Genomic DNA, 21279 nt, shown 5'->3' with positions numbered 1-21279 from the left:
CTTCCTTCAGGCCGCCTTCCAGCGGGCCCTCCGGGCGCTTCGTTCTTTCGTGTCTCCAGCTTATCAGATGTTTTCCGCTCCGTTTCCGGCGCTTCCCTCATCCAACTCGCTGGCGTCTTCCGGGGTTTGACGCCCCGTCCGACGTTCCAAACTCTAGCCGATCCCCGCTCCGAAAAGCGAATCGGCCGCAATCCGATAAAACGAGCACGCCGAATAAGCACCGAGCCGCACCGCGCAAAGCGAAACGACCGGCACGAACCGGAAGTGTGTTTCAGAGGATTGGCCGCCCCGGGACCGTCCGCGCCGATGCGTGTCCGGTGCTCCCTGCCGAGCGACTAAGGAACAGTACTCCTCCTCCGTGCCCGAGGACAAATGCCCTCGGGCACGGCCATGACGTGGGCTGCCGTCAGGTCCGCTTGAAGAACTCCACCTCGGCCAGGGCGATCGCACGGCCGGGGCCCGTCCCGGCAGCCTCGCGGACGGTCAGCTTGACCTGGACGACGTCGCTGATCCCGGTCACCACGGTCTGCGGGCCCGGCTGGTCGTTGAGCGTGATCTGTTGCCGGTGCATCTCCCCGTCCGAGGCCGTGACTTCCAGGGCGAGGACCAGGGGGCGGCCCTGCTGCTGGTAGTGCTGGGGGTCGGCGGAGTCGCCCGTGTGGATGATCAGGTCCACCAACCGGAACGGCGTGCGGAAGCCGAAGGTGACCGAGTCCCCGATCGCTGGCGCTCCCCAGTAGGTGTTGCTGAGGCCGTCGTCGGCCGCCGTCGCCGGATGGCCCTCGACCGCCGCGCTCGCCGTGGCCGCGGCGGGGGTGATCGCCGCGGTGCTGCCGAGCTTGTCCAGCACGTCCTGGTAGGCGTCCTTCCCGAGCGGGTAGAGCAGGATCCCGGCGATCACCAGGGCGACCAGGACGAGCAGTGCGATGGTGCGGCGCAGCGCGTTGCCCGAGCCGCCGATGCGCACCCGGCGGCGGAACGGCCAACGGGTGCGCCACCACGGCAGCTCGGCCACGGGTGCGGTGACGGTCAGCGGTGCGGCGCAGCGCCGGCAGAACTTCCGCCCGGGCAGGTTGGGCGTGCTGCACCGGGGGCACGGCGGCCCCTCCTGGGTCTCCTCGGCCACGGTTTCCCGCACGACGGGGCGCGGGGCGACGGGTTTGGCCGGCTGCACGGCCACCGGGTCGGTCCGGGGTTCGGGGACGGCGGACGGTTCGGGGACCGGCGCCGGTCGGCGCACCGGGACGGGAACCGGCCCGGGCGCCGTCGGCCCGGGCCCCGCCTTGGGAGCAGAAGGCGCGGCCGGTCCGGAAGCGTCAGCCGGTCCGGAAGCGTCGGCCGGTCCCGAGGAAACGGCCGGCGCGGCGGTCGGGGCCGGCCGCACCCGGGAGGAGGTCGACGCCGGGGGCTCGACGGCCGGCGCGTCCGGCGGCTCCTGGGCGGCCGGGGTGGGCGGTGCGCCCTCCGGAACGGGCGGCTGCTCCTTCCTGGCCGCCCGCGTCACCCGTCGCGACACGGTTCGCCAGGTGGAGCCGGTGCGCGCCGTGTCGTGCGCGGGAGGCTCGGCGGGCGCGGCGGGCTCCGACTGTCCGGACGCAGGGGCAGCGGCGGAGGCAGGCGCAGCCTCCGGCCCGGTCGCGGCCGCCGGCCGCGCCCCCTCCGCCGGTGCCGGAGCCGGAGCCGGTACCGGCGGCGGTCCCGGCACCGACCCCGGCCCCGCCCCCGACCCGGGCGCAGACGCAGACGCAGACGCCGGACCCTCCGCCGGCGTCGCCGCCGCCCCCGGCGCCGGAGTCGCCGACGCAGACCCGGCACCCCCAGCCGGGGCGGCGGGGCGCGACCAGCCGAGGTACGCGCCGCAGTTGCCGCAGAAGTCGTCGTCCTCCCCGTTGGCCGTTCCGCAGTCGGGGCACACCCGCATTCGTCAGTCCTCCGCTCGCCCGGGTGGGCCGGGCAGGATCTCCACCCGGCAGGTCAGGTGGACAGGGCAGCCCGCCGTGACGACGGACAGCACCTGGTCCTCGTCCAGCTCCGCGCCGTGCAGGGGCCAGACCCGGATCAGCACCTCGCCGCTCGAAGCCGGCAGCGGCGCCGCGCCGGGGGCGGTGGACCAGGAGACGCCACCGCCGTCGATGATCTCGGCGCCGGCGTCCAGCACCAGCCGCAGGCGCTCGACGAGCCCCCGCCGGGTGCCGCGCCACCGGTGCAGCTCGACCGCGCGGCCGACGACTGTGCGGCGCACCTCCTCCGGCCAGGCCGGGTCGACGTCCACCGCGACCCAGGACGCCAGCCAGTCGAGGAAGTCCGCCGGTGCGAGGCGCGGCCGGAAGTAGGCGGGCAGGCTGTCGAGGGTGGCGAAGACCGGGGCGAGGACGGTGTCCAGGCCGGCCGTGAAGCGCTGGGCGAAGTCGTCGTCGGCGAAGAGGGCCGGGAGCAGTTCGCCGATCGGGTGCGGGCTCGGCAGGCCCGGGACGGCCGCGCGGCTCATGCCCCCGCCTCCCCGCCCTCGGCCGCGGTGACCACGACCTGGTGCTGGTGGGAGAAGACCAGGGCGTCCGGCGGGACGTCGACGCGCTCGGCGGGCGCGCCCCGGCGCCCGGTGATCGGGTCCGCCGGGAACAGTCGCAGCTCCTCGACGCCCGCGACGGCGGCGACCCGCTGGAGCACGGCGAACACCTCCCCGTACTGCACCGCCCGGCCGAACGGCCAGCCCCGCCCGTCGGCGCCGCCGCGCAGCGGGTTGAGGTACCGGTACAGCTCGGCGAGCACCGTCTCGCGGACCCGGTCGGGGTCGGCGGCGCGGGTGGTGAGCCGGGCGACCACCGTGACGCCCTGGTAGGCGGGGGGCTGGACGAGGATCCGGGTGCCGATCAGCCGCCGTTCGTCGAGGGCGGTCGCGACGGCGGCCAACACCTCCTCGTCGGGGATGAGTTGCTCGAACCGCAGCCGGTCGCCGTCGTCCGCGACCGCGTCGGGGACGACCAGCACCCGTACCGTGCCGGCCTCCCCGCCGGTCTGCGGCACGCAGTTGATGCGGGCCGCGGACGGCGCGGCCTGCCGGGCGATCAGCTCGAAGTCTCCGGCGGTGACGGCGCGTTCCTGCAGCCGCAGCTGGTGCGGGGCGCGCAGCTTGGCGTTCTCCACGGTCTCGCCGTCGACCCCGCCGCGGGCGGCCTCGCGGTTGTCCACCCGGGCGACGTACGGGACGGAGCTGCGCAGCACGGTGATCGTGCCACGGGCGACGTTGCCCGCGCTGCCGCCGCCGGTGCGGTAGTGCGGCACGCGCAGCTGGGCGCCCTTGGGCGGCACCGCGCCGAAGGCCCGCAGGCTGCCGTCGGGTTCGCGCACGGCCGGCGGGAAGAGGAACTCGCCGTTGGTGGCGTCGAGGACCACGTGCCGGTCGCTCGGCGCGGAGTCGCCGAAGTGCTCGACGACCGTCCACCGTTCCCAGCCCTCGCCGGCCGCGACCTCGACCGCCGGGGCTCCGCCGTCGAGCAGGACCGGCGGCCGGGCGAGCCGGAAGCTCTGGCCCGCGACGCCCTCCGAGGTGCCGAGCGGCGCGTCGGTGACGGTCTGGGCGTGGACGACGGTCGCGGTGCCGCCGGCCGTGAACACCTCGGCCCGGCGGATGGTCGGGGACTCGGAGTAGAACGGCTGGCCCGGCTGCGGTTCGGTGACGCGGCAGCGCAGCCAGCCGGCCCGGCGGCCGGCGACGACCGAGGCGGTGTGCCCGGCGGGCACGAACACCACCACCTCGCCGGGCCGGTTGAGGCCGCCGGTGGTGTCGGTGCCGGTCTCGCAGGTGATCCAGCGCGCGCCGTCCCACACCTCCCAGGCCAGCGGAGGCTGGCGCGGGTCGACGCCGACGCCCTCGACCCGGCTGTCCAGTCGGACGACGAGGATGCAGCGGGGGGTGACGGCCGGCAGGGCGAGGAGCATGGCGTCGCCGGCCACCGGGCGCGGCTGGAAGCACGGCACGTCGGCGCCGTCGGCCAGCCGGGCGGTGCGGTCGGACTGTTCGCCGGAGGCGGAGACGGTGACCAGCCGCTCCAGCGAGCTGGGGACGATCGGGAGGTCCTCGACGGTGGCGAAGACCACCGCCTCGTCGGTCTCGGTCCGCAGCGTGGAGACCTCGGTGCCGGCCCGCAGCAGGACGGTGTCGGGCTGCGGGGCCGAGAGCCAGAAGTCGACCTCGGCCCGGGCCGCGGCGGGCGGGAACAGCCGGACGCCCAGCAGGTCGAGGAAGGCCGCGTAGTTCTTCTCCGGCACCCGGTTGAGCCGGTAGAGCAGTTGGTCCACCAGGTAGGCGAAGGTCTCGATGAGGGTGACGCCGGGGTCGGAGACGTTGTGGTCGGTCCACTCGGGGGCGCGCTGCTGGACGTACCTCTTGGCCTCGTCGACGAGTTGCTGGAACCGGCGGTCGTCCAGGTTCGGGGAGGGCAGCGCCATCAGTTCGCGCTCCCGTCCAGCGCGGCCGGGGACTCCGGGATGGTGTAGAAGGGGAAGACCAGGTTGCGGCGGTCGTTGGTGGCGCGCACGGTGTAGTGGACGTCGATGTAGAGGGTGCCCTCGTCGACGCTGTCGTAGGCGATCACCACGTCGTCGACCTCGATCCTCGGCTCCCAGCGTTCCAGCGAGATCCGCACCTCGCGCGCGATCCGCCCCGCGGTGGTGCTGTCGCCGGGGGCGAAGACGTAGTCGTGGATGCCGCAGCCGAACTCCGGGCGCATCGGGCGCTCGCCGGGGGCGGTGCCGAGGATCAGCCGGATGGCCTCCGCCAGCTCCCGGTCCCGGTCCACCATGCCGATGCCGCCGGTGGCGTTGACCCGCATCGGGAACGCCCAGCCGCGGCCGATGAAGTTCCCGGTCACACCCCACCTCCGATCAGCACGTCGAACGCGCCGGCGACGATGGTGGCGCCGCAGGTCGTCTTGTCCCCCATGCGGGCGGCGGGGAGGCCGCCGATCAGGACCACTCCCCCGGCCGCCGTGCCGGGCGAGGGCAGGACCAGGTTGGCGGGGCCGAGTTCCACGTGCGGGACGCAGGCGTGCACGCTGCCGACCACCGCGGCGGGGCGGCCGCCGATCAGGACGGTCGCCACCTTGACGGCGCCCGGCGGCGGGGTGGTCAGGGCGCCGCCGTGATCGGTCATGTCGCCGGTCCGGGCTGCGGGGGGCATCTGCGGTCTCCGTTTCGATGGTGGTGTGGTCTGGTGCCGGGTCGGTCGGTCGACCGGCGTCGCGTCAGTTGATGCGCACGAAGGCTCCCCTGAGCACTGCCTCGGCTCCGCCGTCGACGGTGACCGCCGTGGTGCCCCGGACGGTCACCGAGCCTCCGCGCACGTTCACCTCGCCGGTGCCCGCGTCCAGGGTGATGCCGGTGGAGGACAGCCGCACCGTGCTCCCGGGCCCGCCGCGCAGGCCGTGCACGGTCAGGACGATCTCGCCGTTCTGCTGGTCGAGTTCGACCTCCAGCTTGCCGTCCCCGCTCGCCAGCCGGACGCCGGACCTGCCGCCCGGCACGTCCAGCAGTTCCAGGCGGTGGCCCGAACGGGAGACCACCGAGCGGCGGTTGACCTTGCCGGAGGCCGCGTCGACCAGCGGCACGTCGTGCGTCGAGGGGCGGTCGACGCCGTTGTAGAGGCCGCCCAGCACGTAGGGGCTGTCCAGGTCGCCCTGTTCGAAGCCGACCAGCACCTCGTCGTTGACCTCGGGGCTGACCACGCCGCCACCGCCGTTGCCGCCCCACTGCACGGTGCGCACCCAGTCGGAGACGTACGTGTCGTCCAGCCAGGGGAACTTCAGCTTCACCCAGCCGCGCTGCCCGCTGCCCGGCTCCCGGACGTCGGTGACCACGGCGACGGCCAGCCCCGGCATCCGCGGCCCGCGCGGCGGTGCGCCGGCGCCGGTGACCAGCCCGGCCAGCGAGCGGTCGGGGGCCGCGCTGACCACCACGGTGGTGCGGTAGCCGCGGAACGGCTCGAGCAGGTGCCGGACGGCGGTGGCGGTGTAGCGGCCGGAGAAGGCGGCGCCGACGTTCCCGAGGGCGACGGCGGTGCCCGCCCGCAGCCGCGGGTTGCCCTCGACGACCGCCTCCAGTTCGCCGAAGCCGGCGGCCACCGAGGCCGCCAGCGACCGCGCGACCGCGGAGGTCTCCGCCTGGGTGCGGTACGGGGTGTCGGCGACGGTCAGCCGGGCCCGGCCGGGGAAGGCGGAGGTCACCGCCGAGGGGCTCATCCCCGGCTGCACGGTGGGCGAGGTCACCGACGGCTCGGTGGCGACCAGGGCGCTCTTGGTGGTCACGTTCCAGCCGCGCGCCTCGACCGTGTCCGCGCCGCCCGCGCCGGTCAGCACCCCGCGCAGCTCCAGCAGGTTGCGGCCGTACTCCAGCACCAGCGGGCTCTGCGGCGCGGGTGTGGAGGGGGCCGGTGCGCCGGAGGCGGGTTCGGGCCGGACGAACTCCAGCCGCCCGTCGTCGTCCACCCGCACCTGGGCGCCGCTCTCCTGCGCGAGGAACTGGAGGAAGTCCCAGTCCGGGACGTTCGCCTGGGACAGCTGCTCGTGGACGACCGGGAAGGAGTCGACCCGGCCGCAGGCCAGGCCGGCGCCGGCGGCGACCGCGCGGACGATGTCGGCGGTGGTCATGTTGCGGAAGGCCTTCACCCGGCGCCCGCGCATCAGCCGGTGGGTGACCGCCGAGGCCCGCACCACGGTGTACGAGCCGGTGGTGTCCACCTCCAGCTCCAGCGCCGTCACCTCGCCGGTGAACAGCCGCACCCGGGTGTTGCCCTGCACGGTGACCACGGACACCGTCAGCCGGGTGCCGATGGTGATGCCGGTCGCGGAGAGGAAGGTGTGGTCGGCGTCCCGGAAGGACAGCACCGCGGTGTCGGGCAGGCCGACGCTCTCCTCGATGTCGCAGGACACCAGCTGGGTCACCCAGATCGGCGGCAGCGGGCCCGGCGCCTCGACGACGGGATCCGCGGCGAACGGCCGGCCGCCCCGGGCCTCGGGGGTGGTCATCGGCGGCCGCCGTGGGTGAGTTCGTCGATGCTCGGCACGATCAGCTCCGCGCCGGGCACCAGCTTCAGCGGGTCGTCGATGTCGTTGGCCTCCGCGATGGTGCGCCAGGCCGTGGCGTCCCCGTACGCGCGCCAGGCGAGCAGCGGCAGGCTGTCGCCGGCGATCACCCGGTGGGTGCTGCGGGCCTCCGGGGAGCCGGAGGTCGGGTTCTGGCCCGCCGGGTCGACGCTGGCCTCGTCGATGGAGAGCGAGCAGACCGCCCGCAACGGCTTGCCGTCCACGTCGAAGAGCGAGTAGGTGACCGACAGGCCGGTCAGCACCCCGTTGAACGACGTCGTCTTCAGGGTGCCCCAGTCCAGCCGGATCCAGGGGCTGGCCGGCGTCTTGCGCGCCAGGCTGGCCGGGGTGGGCACGCAGGCCGTCATCAGCTGCTCCACGGCCCGCTCCACCGAGTTGTCGTGGGTCGCGGTCGAGTCCAGGAACACGTCGAGGGAGAGCGAGCGCGGGCCGCTGCCGACGAACTCGGGCAACGCGGACTCGCCCGCCATCCGGGACGGCGTGCGCCGCCACTCGGTGGTCTTGCGCAGCACCAGGGACGCCGGGTTGAACTGGAGGCGGAGCTGGGCGAGCACGCCGCCGGGCTGGGCGCCGACCGTCGACGGGGGCTCCATGATGGTCAGTTGGGCCCGGGTGACGCTGGCGGGGACCGCTGCGGGCATCCTGGTGCTCCTTGCGTGGGTGGGGCGGCCGGTGAGGCGGGCGGACTCGGTGCGGGACGGGTGCGGGGCGTGGCGGGTGCGCGGCGTGGCGCCGGGTCAGGCCGGGCGCAGACCCGCGTGGGCGATCTCCAGGGTCTCCACCGCCGGTTGGGAGCTCGAGGGGTCGAAGGACGGCCCCTCCCAGCGCACCGGGACGATGCCGAGCACCTGCCAGCCGATGATCCGGCTCAGGTCGGGGCGCAGCGCCACGATCTCACCGTCCTTCGGTTCGACCTTCCGGACGATCTCGGACAGCCAGCGCGTGATCTTGGCGCTGTCCGCGGTGACGGCGCGGGTCAGCGTGATGTTCGTCCAGGTGATGCGGCCCGGCAGCTGCCAGGAGAAGCCGTTGTTGCCGCCCTCGGCGTACTGCTCGATCTCGACCTGGGCGCCGAGCCCGGAGCAGGTGGTGAACTCGCCCAGGTCGTTCCCGCCGATGCTCAGGCTGAAGAAGACGCTGCTGGCGAAGATGTTGTCGGTCATCGGTCCCGCTTCCTGCTTCCGGTCACGTCGCTGCGGCCCGCTGTCGGCCGTCCGTCTGGTCCACGGTCTTCCGTCCGCGCCGTGGTGCGCGTTTCCGGTCTCGCTCAGCGGCGCATGTCGTACGGTTTGCCGCTGCGCTCGCGGCCCCTGCGCAACTCGGTGCGCAGCAGCCGGCCGACCGGTTCGACCAGCCGCCGGGCCAGTTCGTCGAGGTCGGCGGGGTCGGCGGGCGGCTCGGCGGGCGGTCCGCCGGGGGCCTTCCCGGGAGTCGAGGCGGCTCGGGACGGCGCGGCGGGCTGGGAGGACGGGGCGAGTTGCACCGTGGTCGGGGTGCGCGCCGGCACGGCGGTCAGCGGGATGCCGGTCAGGCCCGCCTGTTCGGCCACCCGCTGCAGCAGCCGCGCCGTGCCGGGCGGCTGGGTCGCGGGCGGGGCCGTGGTGGCGGCGGACCCGAGCGGCAGGGCCCGTGCCACGACGGGTGCGGAGGCGCTGAGGGGCTGCCGCGGTGCCGGTGCCCGGCCGGTGACCGCGGGGGCCGCGGCGCCGGGAGAGTGCGCCGGCGACGGCTGCGCGGACGGTTGGGGGGACAGCTGCGGGCCCGACTGCGGCAGCCGGGACGGCGCGGGCAGGCGCTGGACCGCCGGAGCCTGCACGGGGCTGAGCCGCACGACCGGCGGCCGCTGGGCGACCGGTGCGGCGGCCGGCGAACCGGCGGCGCCCGGGCGCCCTGCGGGCATCGGCGCGGCAGCACCCTGCGACGCCGGACGGCCCGTGCCCGCCGGTCCGGCCTGCGCGGGGCCCAGGCGCGGTGACGCGGGGGCGGCGGCCGTGGCGGCACCCGGGCGCACTGCGGATGCCGGCACGGCGGCACCCTGCGGCAGCCCCGGGGCGCCCGCCCTCGGGGCCGACCCGCGGGCGCGACCGGGCCGTGCGCGCGGCGGGTCCGCGGGTGCGGCTGCGTCGCGGGCGGTGCCGGGGGTCGCCGGGCCCGCCTGGGCGGGCGCGTGACCGGCTGCCGGCCGGCCGCCCGCCCGTTCCGGGGTGCGCCGGGAGAACGCGCGCTGCACGGCGGCCACGACCCCGCGCGGGGCCCCGGCGCCGGCGGTGCGGCCCGGTGTCGCGGCCCGGCCGGGGGTCCGCGGCTGCGTCGACGTCGCGGGCGAGCCCTGCCGGTTGGCGGTCATGCCACCGTCTCCGCCGTCCGGCGAGCGCCGCGCGTGCGAACGCGGGCGCGGTCGGGGCGGGGCGCTCGGGGTCGCGGTCGGCTCGGCCGCCGGTTCGGCTGTCGGCTCGCCGCCCGTGCGGGCGGCGAGCGAATGCGCCCAGACGGCCGGGACCACGGGCCTGGCGGGCGCCGTGGGCGTGCCGACGGGCGTGCCGGCGCCGATGGCGGGCGGCGCCGTCGAGCCGGCGAGGGCGAACGGCATCCGCCGCTCGCCGAGCAATCCGCGCCGCCGGCCGGTGAGTTGCCCGGCCCGTTGCACGCCCAGGCCGCCGGACGCCGGGCGGGCGGGGACCGTCGGCCGGATGGTCGGTGGAACCGTCGCGGGAGCCGCCGGTTCAGCGCCCGTTCCCGGCGGGGCGGCGACCGGGCCGGCGGCAGCGGGGCCACCGAGCGGGGCCGCGTGGACCGTCGGCTGCCCAGCCGTCCGGGAGCGCCGCCGCGGGCCGCCGCCGGGCGTGGGCGCGCCGGGGGTGGTCGCCGTTCCCGGCGGGGGGTTCGTGACGGCGGCGCGGCCGGCTGCCGGTGCGCTGGTGCCGTGCTCCCCGCCGGAGGGCGCGGACCGGCCGTGGGTGGTGGGGGCGGTCGGAGCTGCCGATCGGCCGGCACGGGCAGCCGGCGGCGCGGCGAGCGCCACAGCGGCGGTCGGATCCGTGGCGCCGTCACCGGGGCGCAGGGCGGCGCGCTGCACGGGCAGGCCCTCCCCGGCGGCCGGCGGGGCAGTGGTGGCGGGAGCGGCGTCGGCGGCGGCCGCCGGAGCCGTGCTCCGCCGGACCGGTCGGCCCGCACCGAGCAGGGGCGCGGTGCTACCGGCCACGGCCGCTGTCGGCGGCAGCGCATCGAGCGGCGCCCCCAGGCCCGTCCGCGTGCGCGCGGGCGCCGGGTCGGGCTGAACGGGCAGGTCACGCCCGGGGGCGGGCGCGGCGGGTGGGTGCGGCAGGGCAGGCGTGGGCGCGGACGGCGCGTCGGCGCCCCCGGACGGCGCGCGCTGCACCGATGCCCCGTCAACCGGCTCCCGGGCACCGCCGGACGGCGGCTGACCGCCCCGTCCGGCACCGGTACGGGCGCGGCGAACCGGAGCGGCGGCGGCACGGCCCGCGTCGGCGGACGGCCGGGCGGTGCCGTCGGTACCGCTCGCCCGGGCAGCGGCGGAGGATGAGCCGGTGGACCCGGCGTCGGCGGACACCACGGGCATCACCGGAGCGCCCGAGGCGGCAGCCGCCGGCCGGGTGCCGGTGGAGGCCAGGGGTGAGGCGCTCGAGGGCAGCGTGGTCAGGGGCTCGCCGAGGACCGGGCGGCGGGTGGGTGTGCCGGTGCCCGCCGCGGTGGCGCGCTGGACCACGGGTTCGCCCTGCGCGGCCCGCCCGGGCGCGGCGGTGGCGGCCGTACCCGGCGGCGTGCCGACGACATCGGCCTCGCCGCTCTCGGACGGGCGGGTGCGGTCGGCGGGCGCTGCTGCCGGCGGCACGGACGGCGGCAGCACGGCCGCAGCACGGTTCGACGGCTCGGCCGCGCTCCCCTGGGCGGCGCTACCCGCGGCGGCGGTCCGCCCGGGAACGGCCGCCACCGGGCGCACGGACAGGGCCCGGGGACGCCGTGCCACGGTCAGCGGTGCGCCGACGGGCCGCGGCCGCACCGCGCGGGGTGACGGGCCCGCCGCGCCGCTACGCGGGGAGGCGTCGGCCGCATCGGCCGTCGGCGCGGCGCTCCGGGCCGCTCGCTCCGGCGCCGTACGGGCCGTCGGTGCGGCCGGGCCGGCTGCACCACCGGGTCGGGCAGCAGCACGCTGGGGAGCACCGGGCGCGGCAACGCCGGTCCCAGGAGCAGTGGTTCGGGCGTCACGTGGCCCGGCCCCGGCAGGCGTCCGCCCGTCCCGCGCCGGGGCGGCGGAGGTGGTCGCACCGCCGCCGGAACCCTCGCGCGCGAGGTCCCGGCCGGCCCCGCCCCCGCGCGTCGCGGTCGCCGTGCGCGGACCGGAGCGCACCGGGAGGCGCCGCAACCGTTCGGAGCGCTGGACCGGTCGGGGCTGCCGGGGGCCGGGAGCCCCCGACCGGCCGGGCTCCGACGGCTGTTCCGCCCCGAGCTCCACCGGGGCGGCGGGCACGACGAGTTCGTCCCCGCCCGTGCGGACGGGAGCCGGGGAGCCCGGCCTGGCCACTGCCCGCAGGATGCCCGCCGGGGCGGTCGGAAGGACCGCGTGGCCGAGCGGGCCGCAGAACGAAGGGTCCTGCCAGGAGGCCAGCCGGGAGCGGAACGCCAGGCCGTCGCTGACGCCGGGCGCGGGCGCGGCCAGGGTCGGGACGAGCGGGCGCACCGCGCGCCACCCTCCGTCCGCCGCCGGGCGCCGCTGGACGGCCCCGACGGCCCCGACGGCGCCACCGGTGCCGACACCGTCCGTCGCGCCGCCGGGCACCCCGGCGGACGGGCCGCCGGACAGGCCGGCCGACGCGCCGTCCGAGCGGCCGTCCGGAGCGCTGCCCAGGGCGCCGGAGGACGCGCCGCCCTCGCCGCCCCTGCGGCGGCCGATCCAGTCCCGAACCCCCACCGGTTCACCCGCCTTCGCTGATGCGGGTGTTGAGCCGCGCGATCTCGCGCACCCACTGCCCGCGTTCGCGGTGGGTGAGGTCGAGGATGTCCTCCCGCTGCCAGTGGAAGTGGTAGGCGATGTACGCGATCTCCTCGTACAGCCGAGCAGGCGCGTACGTCACGATTCCCCCAGGCGCCCACCGGCGAGGTCGACCTCGAAGGCGCCGTCGCAGTGCGGGCAGGTCACCGCGGCGCGCGTGTGGCCCTCGCTGTTGATCCGCTGGTAGAGGTCCTGGAGGAACGCCACGTCGGTGGCGTACATCCGCTCCACCACCCCGGCGTGCACGTCGGTGATGTCGCCCAACCTGGTGATGACGTGGCTGAGCAGCACCACGCTGAGGTACGCGGGGTTCTCCTTGACCCGCAGGTCGATCTGCGGCATCAGCTCGTCGCGAGCGGTGGCCAGGCGCATGGCGCCGTGCCGGTGCACGGTCCCCTCGTCGTCGACGTAGCCGAGCGGCAGCTCGAACTCGAACTCGGTGTGCGGGGCCCGCCCCCGGGGCCCGGACGGGCCCGTCTGCCCCGGGGCCGGCTGCTGCGGTGCGGGGTCCTGCGGGGCCGGGGCCCCCTCCAGCAGCTCGTCGAGGCCGATCCGTCGCCTCACTCTACGCTGATCTCCTCGAACACGATGGTCACGGTCTCCGTCGCGGCACTGGACTCGCCCGCGCTGAGCGTGGGGCCCTCCCAGCGGCTGGCCCAGGCGTTGGTCAGCTGGATGCGCCGCAGGGTGGCACCGGTGGTGTCCTTGACCTCGATGGTGAGGTTCTGCCGCGCGGTGTTGATGGCCCCGTTGTTGAGGGTTTCCTTGATCCAGTCCGTGAACGCGCCGCTCTTGTCGAGGCCGCGGGTGATCGTCACCTCGCCGGGCAGCCGGGCACCGGGCTGCTTGCGGACGATCAGCTTGCCCTCCTGGGTCACCTGCTTGTACTCGACGACGTCCTGTTCGACCGTCAGGTTGCTGATCTCCTTGACGGACTCGACGTTGTAGCCGCCGAGCTGGACGCCGAATATGTGTGTGGAGAGCGGATCGCCTTCAGCCATGGCTGGTTGTCACCTTCCGATGCGATGGGTTTGCCGACCTGACGGCGGTCACTCGTTGACGAGGCTCGTGCTGTCGGAGAACTGGGACAGCCGGAAGACCACGAACTCCGCGGGCTTGACCGGCGCGACCCCGATCTCGCAGATCACCTGGCCGAGGTCGATGGACTCCGGCGGGTTGTTGTCGCGGTCGCACTTGACGTAGAAGGCCTCGGCCGCGGTCTGGCCGAACAGCGCCCCGCGCCGCCACTCCTCGGTGAGGAACGCGGTGATGTTCCGGCGGATGCTGGACCACAGCCGGTCGTCGTTGGGCTCGAAGACGACCCACTGGGTCCCCAGGAGGATGGACTCCTCCAGGTAGTTGAAGAGCCGGCGCACGTTCAGGTAGCGCCAGGCCGGGTCGGAGGAGAGGGTGCGCGCGCCCCAGATCCGGATGCCGCGCCCGGGGAACGCCCGCACGCAGTTGACGCCGATCGGGTTCAGCAGGTCCTGCTCGCCCTTGCTGAGGCGGAGTTCCAGGTCCACCGCGCCGCGGATGACCTCGTTGGCCGGCGCCTTGTGCACCCCGCGCTCGGCGTCGCTGCGCGCCCAGACCCCGGCGACGTGGCCGCTCGGCGGGACCAGCACGTTGCGGCCGCTCGCCGGGTCGAAGACCTTGATCCACGGGTAGTAGAGCGCGGCGTAGCGGGAGTCGAAGCCCGCCTCCTCGTTGCGCCAGGTGCGCATCCGCTGGGCGTTCAGGCCGGGCGGCGGGTCGAGCACGGCGGTCCGGTCGCCCATCTGCTCGCAGTGCGACATCACCGCCAGCTGGACGGTCCGCAGGCCCTCGTCGTCGATGTCGCCGCGCTGGTAGGCGCTCATCAGGTCGGGCACCGCGACCATGGTGATCTCGTCGATCGCCTCGAGGCCGGAGAAGCCGGTCCGGGCCGCGGCGTCGCCGACGTACTCCGCCGGGTCCAGCCGGGTGCCGGGGGCGGTGGCCGGGACGGGCGCGGGGGCGGCGGCGAGGCCGTGGGTCGCGCGCTCGGGGCGGCTCGGGGCGGTGCCGGGCTGCTCGGCGACGGCGATCAGCTTGGACTCGCGCAGCTGGGTGACGACGTAGCCCTTGGTGTTCCTGCGGGTCGAGACGTCGTATGTCTCCACGACCTCGCTGCCGCGGCGGACCAGCACGCGGAAGCGGTCGTCGGGGACGTTGTCGCCCTCGACGTCGGCGATCTCGACGGACACGTCGCCGCCGGCGCTGGGCAGGGCCGAGTACAGGAAGCCCGCGATCGCGACGGGCGGGGCCGCGCTGACGGCCGGGGCGGGGGCGCCCGAGGCGGCCTGGCGGGCCGGGTCGCCGACCCGCACGACGTAGGCGGAGCCGCCGCCGTTGGCGAAGAAGCCGTAGACCGAGTGCGCCAGGTAGGTGCCCTCGGTGAACCCGCCGAAGCGCTGGACGTACTGGTCCCAGTTGGTCACCAGCGTGGGCTCGTGGAAGGGGCCGGTCTCGGCGAAGCCGACGAAGGCGGCGACGGCCGTGCCGACGCCCTCGATCGGCCGGGCACCGGACTGGACCTCCTCCACGTACACGCCCGGGGTGAGGTACGACGGCATTCGCGCTCCTTCGGGTGGCCGGTCATTCGCCGATCATTCGCCCACGAGTCTGCTGCCCCGGCACCGTCCGGGGACATGTCCCGAGGGCCCCGACCGGGGGCAGGAACGACTGCCCCGGCGGGCAGCGTGACTGGTCCGCGCAGCCGGAGGCGCCCCGGGCCGCCGGACGGCCGGGCACCTCCGGCCCGCCGGGCGGGTCAGGCGTGCCCGGCGTCCGCGAGGACGCCCAGCCACGGGCCGAACTCGCTCTCCAGCACCAGCCGGCCGAGCTTGCGGTACTCCCCGACCACCGCGGCGACCAGTTGCGCCATGCCCAGCGGGGCACCCGTCCCGGCGGCCAGGTACGCCGCGGAGACCGCGCAGGCCCGGATGGAACCGCCGGCGAGTTCGAACCGCCGGGCGCAGAAGTCCAGGTCGAGGTCGTCCCCGCGGGGCAGCCGCGGCCCCAGGCAGCGGTCCCACAGCAGGCGCCGCTGCGCCTCGTCCGGCAGCGGGAACTCCGCGATGACGTCCAGCCGCCGGGTGAACGCCTCGTCGAGGTTGGCGCGCAGATTGGACGTCAGCACGGCGATGCCCTCGAAGGACTCCATCCGCTGGAGCAGGTAGGCCGTCTCCACGTTGGCGTGGCGGTCCTGGGCGTCCTTGACCTGCGAGCGCTTGCCGAACAGCGCGTCCGCCTCGTCGAACAGCAGGATGCCGTTGACCTGCGCGGCCTCGGTGAAGATGCGCTCGAGGTTCTTCTCGGTCTCGCCGACGTACTTGTCCACCACGGTGGACAGGTCCACCACGTACAGCTCCATGCCGAGCTCCGCGGCGACCACCTCGGCCGACATGGTCTTGCCGGTGCCCGACTCCCCCGCGAACAGCGCGATCACGCCGTTCCCCCGGCCGCCGCCCGGCCGCATCCGCCACTGCCCGAGCACCTGGTCGCGGTGCCGGGCCCGCAGCACCAGCTCGCGCAGCCGGGCCGCGGTCGGGTCGGGCAGCACCAGGTCGGCCCAGCCGACCGCCGGCTCGATCCGCCGGGCCAGCCGGGCGAGGCCGGCCGCGTTCTGCGCCCGCACCGCGGCCCGCAGGTCCCCGGCCTGCACCGGGCGCTGCTCGGCGGCGGCCGTCCTGGCGGCCACGGAGGCGGCCCGCTCCAGCTTCTCCCCGTCCACCCGGTAGGCAGCCACGGCATCGGCCAGTCCCTCGGCCAGCTCTGCGCTCAGCGGCGTCCCGGCGGCGGCCAGCGCGCGCGACCACAGCTCGGTCCGGTCCCCCGCGTCGGGCGCCGGGGCGGTGACCACCACGGGGCTCTGCCGCGCCCAGGCCGGGTCCCACACCTGCGGGCCGTACACGATCAGCGGGACACCGGCGAGTTCCGCGCACAGGTCGCGCAGCAGCCCGGCGCGCTCGGGCCGGTCGGCCCGGTCGGGTTCGAGCCGGTCCAGCGGTCCGAGCACCACACCGCCGCCGCCCAGCCGGGCCTCGCGGGCCAGCACCCGCAGGGTGCCGCCCGGCGGGCGGGCGGCCAGCGCGGCCGCGTCGACCACCAGGGGCGGCCGGCCGTCGGCCGCGAGGGCGGCCGCCGCCAGCGGGCCGGCGTGCCCGCCGCGGTCCAGCAGGTAGACGAGCCCGCCGTCCGCCGCGGCCGCGCGCAGCCGCTCGACGGACTCCGCGGCCGCTGCCGGCACATGGCCCGGAGCCGCTCGGCGGGCCAGTCCGGCGAGTGCGTCGTCCGGCGCGTCGTCACCGAGCAGATGGGCCGTCACCCGGTCGGGTACCCGCAGGGTGCGGGAGAGCAGCGGGCGTTCCGGTTCGGTGACCTCCAGGAGGCCGCCGGCGACCAGCGGAGCCTGTCCGGCGAACCGGAAGCGGCCGGCGCCCGCGCCCTGCAGGCCGCACAGTTCGAGAGCCAGGGCGACGGTCGCCCGGCGCCTGGTCAGGTCGTCGTTGAGGTAGCCGTAGAGCTGTTCGAAGCGGTGGTCGAGGTCGGGGGCCATGGCCACCAGCAGCAGGTCGACGTCCACCGGGAGCAGCCCGAAGGCGGCGCCGAGCCGCGCGAGCCGGGAGCCGGGCGGTGGCGTGGAGCCGTCGGCGGCATCGAGGGGGCTCGCCTCGCCGGTGTGCGCGGCGAGACCGGCGTGCGCGGCGAGACCGGCGTGCGCGGCGAGACCGGTGTGGAGGGTGCGACCGCCGTCACCGGCCGCGGTGGCGCCCAGGCCCGCCGCGGCGGAGGCCGCCAGGATCCGCTCGACCGCCTCGGGCCCGAGGTACTGGCCGCGGTACGGGTCGTCCGGGTCCGGGTCGTCGGCCCGGCGCTCGCGCACCGCGGTGCGGACGCGTTGCTCGACGCGGTGCAGCCGTTCCCAGAGGTGGTCGAGGCCCGCCGGGAGCCCGTTCCCGGCGCCCGCCGACGGTCCGGAGGCCGAGCGGGAGGAGGTGGCGGAGGCGGCCGGTGCGTCCGGTTCGAGGTCCACGCTCATCGCGCCCTGCCCCGCGGTCGACGGCCCGGCGGCAGCCCGCGCTCCCGGGGCGCGGCGAAGCCGTCCGGCCCCGGGTCCGTGCCGCCCTGGTAGCGCAGTCGGCGGCCGGGGCCGTCGGCGGGCGCCGTGCCGTCCCGGGTGGCGTCCTCGGCGCGCAGCACCAGCCCCTCGGTGACCGGCGGGCCCGCCGGGGTGAGCCCGCCGGGCAGCGGGGCGAGCACCCTCAGGTCGATCGAGGGCCGCAGTTCCCCGCCGAGCGCCGACCAGACGTCGGACACCGACGGCAGGCCCGTGTCGCGCCCCGCGATGTCGAGTTCGACGGTGAGTCCGAGCTCGGCGAGCGTCCCGGTGAGCATCCGGGCGGGCAGCGCCTCCACGGCGGTCACGCACTGCAACACCTCGGCCAGCAGGCGGTGTTCGTCCTGCGGCCGGTTGGTCCAGACGGTGACCAGGTAGCCCAGCTCGAACCAGCGCGGCGCGGCGCGGTGGCCCACCACCATGCCGTCGGCGTCGTACGCGGCGATGACGCCCGTCTGCCGACGGCCCGTCTCCTCGCGGATGCCGTACAGGAAGACGCTGACCGTCGGCGCGGTGCGCCGGGCCGCGAGGTCCCGGGTGGGCGCGTCGAACACGACCTCGATCCCGCGCTCGGGCAGTCCGGTCTCGGCGAGCAGCAGCCGCAGCGCCTCGTCGACCTCGTGGATCACCGTCGCTCCACCTCCCCGGGCGGGCCGATGCTGCCCTCGACCACCAGGAAGGGCGTGGTGACCGGGGAGAACCCGGGACCGTCGGCGGTGATGGTGCGGGGGCCGGTCTCGTCCTTGGGCAGGATCAGCAGCTGGCCCGCGAAGGTCCCGTCGGCGCGCGGGTAGGTGGGGGCCGCGGCGGCGGTGATGCCGGGCTGCCAGGTGAACCGCACCGGCGCGCCGGGCGGGAAGTCGGTGCCGCGGACGGAGGTCACGAAGCCGGGCTTGCCGATCGGCGGCACGGCGACGATGCGCGGCTGGAGGATGCGCAGCGGGGTGCTGGCCCGGTGCGGGCCCGGGACGGCGTCGGTGCCGGTCGTCGTCAGCTCGGCGCTGATGGTGTTCTCGGCGGCCGCCACGGGCGCCAGCACCACCCGGACCACCTGGCTGCCGCCCGGGCCGAGGTCGGCCAGAGCGCAGCTGCCGCCCCGGCAGCCCGGGGGCAGCGCCTCGGTGGGCACTCCGGCGGGCAGGCCGAGGGTCAGGCGCAGCCCGGTGGCGAGGGCCCGCCCGGTGTTGCGCACGGTGTAGCTGACGGTCACCCGGCCGCCGACGTAGCCCGGGTCGGGCTGGGCGTCGACGGACACGACGGGTCCGGCGAGTGGCGGCGGGGCCGGTGCCGGACCGGGCGTGACGGCCGGGGAGGCGGGCGGCGCGGGGGCGGGTGTCACGGTGGGGCTCGGTGCGGGTGTCGGGGTGGGTGTCGGCGTGGCCGTGGGTGTCGGTGTGGCGGAGGGCGAGGCGGTCGGCGAGGGGGTGGCCGGGTCCTGCACCGGCAGGAGGGTCTCGGCGAAGTCGTCCCCGGGGTTGGGGTCGACGACCGTGCCGGTGACGCTCCAGCCGAAGGGCTGGGTGCCGCTGCGGGTGCCGATCAGCCGGGCGGTCACCCGGACGGCGGCTCCCGGTGCCAGCGTGCCGAGTTCGCAGCGCAGCGCCGCGGCGTCGCACTGCCCGACGGGCGTGGTCAGGCCGCCGAGCCGGGCGCCGGTCGGCACCGAGACGGTGAGGACGGTGCCGGGTGCGGGCGCGGGGCCCTTGTTGGTGACGATGACGGTCACGTCGGTGCCTCCGTCCACGGGGACGGCGGGTGTCCGGGCGGGGGCGCTCAGCGCGAGGTCGACGGACTGCTGGACGGACGGTTCCTTCTGACGCCCCGGCAGCCGGCGGTCCAGCGGGGTGAAGGTGCCGGCGGCGAGGTCGTAGACGGCCAGCCCCTCCGGCGAGTCGGGCGGCAGGGCCCGGCGGGAGGTGAGCACCAGCTGGGCGCCGTTCGCCGTCCAGGCGACGTCGCGGGGCTGGAACGGGCCGGTCTCGGAGGTGTCCGGCAGCGGCTGGGTGCAGGCGCCCTTGCGTCCGCGCAGCCCGGCGGGCAGCACCACCGAGCAGTCGGTGCCGGTGGGCGAGGTGACCACCACGCCGTCCTGGCGGTTGTTGCCGCCGTCGCCGGCCTTGCGGTTGAAGGCGATCCGCTTGGCGTCGGGCGAGAACGCCGGGCTGTCGTCGATGACGTTGCAGCTGCCCGGGCAGGCGGCCCGGCTCAGGTCGTTCTGCCGGGTGAGGTCGTCGGCGGCCACCGTCCAGATGTGCACGTTGCCGGCGTTGCCGTCGATCACGGCGGTCCTGGAGAAGGCGATCAGCCTGCCGTCCGGGGACCAGGAGGGTTCGCCGTCGGAGGCCCCGGTCTGGCCGGCCGGCGGGGCGACGGTGCCGACGATCGCTCCCGTGGCCACCTCGGCGACGAGGAGGCGTCCCGGGCGCGCCGGGGCCCGGTCGGTGCCCGGGGCGCTGCGGCTGAACACCATCAGCCGGCCGTCCGGCGAGAGGGCGGGGTCGGTGTCCCGGTCGAGCGGGCCGCGCCCGGCCAGGTTCATCGGGCGCGGGTTCGAGCCGTCGGCGTCGGCGAGCCAGATCCGCTCGATCCGGCCGGCCGGCGAGTCCTCGTAGCGGGTGACGACGATCTGCCGGCCGTCCGGCGTGTAGGTCTGCCGTTCGAACCAGGGGTCGTAACCGGGGCGGGGGTGGAAGAGCGGGTCGGCCGCCGGGTCGGGGTTGGTGTTGGTGTCGGCGGCCGGGTCCTCCGTGAGCACGCTGATGCCGAGGTCGCGCGGGTCGGCGCCGTCCGGGCGGACGTCCTGGACGTCGGCGACGTTGGCGGCGGAGGCGCTCGTCTGCTCCACCACGGGGCCGCCGTCGGCCTGGGTGCCGAGCCAGGTCGGGTTCGCGATCAACCGGTTGGTGCTGTACAGCAGTTGGGGGTCAGTGCAGGAGCAGGTCGGCGCCCGGTACAGGTTCACCACCGGCGGCTGGGACGGGTCGGGCTGCTGCCCGGGCGCGGGGGCGTCGGGCCGGTCCGGGCTCAGGAAGAGGACTCCGGTGCCGTCGGCCAGCCAGGAGGCGGAGCCGGTGTGCCAGGTGGAGCCGGTGCCGGGGAAGAACGCCTTGTCGCCGCCGGTGGGCGAGGTGAGCATCAGGGTCCGGCCCTGGTCGCCGCCCTTGTCCCAGGTGTAGACGATCTCGTTGCGGTGCGCGTCGTCGTTCTGCGGGTTCCACGTCGGGTCGACGGCGTTGCCGGTGGTCACGTTGGTGATCCTGACCGGCGCCCCGCCGTCGAACGGCCGCAGGTAGACCTGGGTGTGCGCCGGATCGCCGGTGCAAGCGTACGCGACCCAGCGGCCGTCGGGCGAGACCGTCGGGTGCGTCTCGTCGGCCGAGCCGTCGGTGAGGCGGCGCAGCCCGCTGCCGTCCCGGTTGACCACCCACAGCACGTGCTGCCCGGTCGGCTCCAGCGCCTCGAAGACGACGCCCTTGCCGTCCGGGGCCAGCGCGGGGTGGGCGGTGTCCATGCCGGTGGTGAGCTTGCGCACGGCGCCGGCCGCGTCGCGCAGGTAGACCTGCGGCAGCGGGCCGTCCCGCAGGCTGGTGAAGACCAGTTCGCCGCCGCGGGCCGACGGGTCCTGGTCGAAGTGGATCGGGCCGGGGCCGAACAGCGGGGTGCTGGACGCCGCTCCGGTCACCCGGCCGAGGCCGCGGTGGTTGGTGCCGGCGAACAGGATCCGCCCGGCGGCCGGGTCGGCCGAGGCGGTCGGCGCCGTGGAGCCGCCCTGCCCTTCGGGGGCGGAGCCCAGGGTCAACACGGCCGCGGCCAGCGCGAGCAGGACCGCGACGGCGGCGCGGGCCGGCCGCCGGACGGGGCGGGGGGTGCCGGTGGCGGCGATCACGCACGACCTCACAGGGTGGCAGGGGCGGACTCCCTGGCAGTCTCACCGGCTCGGGCGCCCGGGAACAGAGCCCGGGCACCCGAGCCGGGGGTAACGACCTGTGTCCCCAAAGGGCAGACCGCGACGGTCACGGGACCTCGGT

General features: G+C 76.3%; 16 protein-coding genes. All 16 read right to left on the bottom strand.

Annotated features, from left to right (window positions below; all coding sequences use genetic code 11):
• Positions 1-406: 406 nt before the first annotated feature.
• The gene (locus tag ACGF07_RS25315; protein WP_392902223.1) at positions 407-1180 is read right to left on the bottom strand and encodes an NADase-type glycan-binding domain-containing protein; all 774 of its coding nucleotides are present in this window, start codon (positions 1178-1180) and stop codon (positions 407-409) included.
• A 744-nt stretch (positions 1181-1924) separates the two neighbouring features.
• Entirely contained in the window at positions 1925-2488 is a 564-nt protein-coding gene (locus ACGF07_RS25310) for a phage tail protein I (protein ID WP_392902221.1), read from the bottom strand.
• Positions 2485-4449, bottom strand: coding sequence for a putative baseplate assembly protein (locus ACGF07_RS25305; RefSeq protein ID WP_350744146.1), 1965 nt, complete (start codon positions 4447-4449; stop codon positions 2485-2487). The genes ACGF07_RS25310 and ACGF07_RS25305 overlap by 4 nt, the downstream gene beginning before the upstream one ends.
• Positions 4449-4832, bottom strand: coding sequence for a GPW/gp25 family protein (locus tag ACGF07_RS25300; protein WP_362563960.1), 384 nt, complete (start codon positions 4830-4832; stop codon positions 4449-4451). The genes ACGF07_RS25305 and ACGF07_RS25300 overlap by 1 nt, the downstream gene beginning before the upstream one ends.
• Positions 4833-4867: 35 nt before the next feature.
• Positions 4868-5179: a PAAR domain-containing protein gene (locus ACGF07_RS25295; RefSeq protein ID WP_392902219.1), complete on the bottom strand. Its 312-nt coding sequence runs from the start codon at positions 5177-5179 to the stop codon at positions 4868-4870.
• Between the two features lie 64 nt (positions 5180-5243).
• Positions 5244-7022, bottom strand: a complete 1779-nt coding sequence (locus tag ACGF07_RS25290) for a VgrG-related protein (protein ID WP_392902217.1) — start codon at positions 7020-7022, stop codon at positions 5244-5246.
• On the bottom strand, positions 7019-7741 hold the full coding sequence (locus ACGF07_RS25285; RefSeq protein WP_350744150.1) for a LysM peptidoglycan-binding domain-containing protein: 723 nt from the start codon (positions 7739-7741) through the stop codon (positions 7019-7021). Before ACGF07_RS25285 ends, ACGF07_RS25290 begins: the two co-directional genes overlap by 4 nt.
• A 96-nt stretch (positions 7742-7837) precedes the next feature.
• Positions 7838-8263 carry a phage tail protein gene (locus ACGF07_RS25280; RefSeq protein WP_350744151.1) on the bottom strand — a complete coding sequence of 142 codons (426 nt, stop codon included), beginning with the start codon at positions 8261-8263 and terminating at the stop codon, positions 7838-7840.
• Between the two features lie 104 nt (positions 8264-8367).
• Positions 8368-9000, bottom strand: coding sequence for a hypothetical protein (locus tag ACGF07_RS25275; protein WP_392902215.1), 633 nt, complete (start codon positions 8998-9000; stop codon positions 8368-8370).
• Between the two features lie 3034 nt (positions 9001-12034).
• Positions 12035-12193, bottom strand: a complete 159-nt coding sequence (locus tag ACGF07_RS25270) for a DUF6760 family protein (RefSeq protein ID WP_181970396.1) — start codon at positions 12191-12193, stop codon at positions 12035-12037.
• Positions 12190-12675 carry a hypothetical protein gene (locus tag ACGF07_RS25265; protein WP_392902213.1) on the bottom strand — a complete coding sequence of 162 codons (486 nt, stop codon included), beginning with the start codon at positions 12673-12675 and terminating at the stop codon, positions 12190-12192. The genes ACGF07_RS25270 and ACGF07_RS25265 overlap by 4 nt, the downstream gene beginning before the upstream one ends.
• The gene (locus tag ACGF07_RS25260) at positions 12672-13112 is read right to left on the bottom strand and encodes a phage tail protein (protein WP_030290301.1); all 441 of its coding nucleotides are present in this window, start codon (positions 13110-13112) and stop codon (positions 12672-12674) included. Before ACGF07_RS25260 ends, ACGF07_RS25265 begins: the two co-directional genes overlap by 4 nt.
• Positions 13113-13160: 48 nt before the next feature.
• On the bottom strand, positions 13161-14705 hold the full coding sequence (locus tag ACGF07_RS25255; RefSeq protein ID WP_392902211.1) for a phage tail sheath family protein: 1545 nt from the start codon (positions 14703-14705) through the stop codon (positions 13161-13163).
• Positions 14706-14902: 197 nt separating this feature from the next.
• Positions 14903-17173 (bottom strand): ATP-binding protein, encoded by a 2271-nt coding sequence (locus ACGF07_RS25250; RefSeq protein WP_392902209.1) that lies wholly within the window; start codon positions 17171-17173, stop codon positions 14903-14905.
• On the bottom strand, positions 17170-17880 hold the full coding sequence (locus ACGF07_RS25245) for a DUF4255 domain-containing protein (protein WP_350744156.1): 711 nt from the start codon (positions 17878-17880) through the stop codon (positions 17170-17172). Before ACGF07_RS25245 ends, ACGF07_RS25250 begins: the two co-directional genes overlap by 4 nt.
• Positions 17877-21137 (bottom strand): hypothetical protein, encoded by a 3261-nt coding sequence (locus ACGF07_RS25240; RefSeq protein WP_392902207.1) that lies wholly within the window; start codon positions 21135-21137, stop codon positions 17877-17879. Before ACGF07_RS25240 ends, ACGF07_RS25245 begins: the two co-directional genes overlap by 4 nt.
• Positions 21138-21279: the final 142 nt, after the last annotated feature.

The organism is Kitasatospora sp. NPDC048194, assembly GCF_043202455.1.
In the GTDB taxonomy this organism is placed as follows: Bacteria; Actinomycetota; Actinomycetes; order Streptomycetales; family Streptomycetaceae; genus Kitasatospora.
The sequence above is the reverse complement of the archived record's forward strand: the minus strand, read 5'-3'. Positions and strand labels throughout refer to the sequence as shown.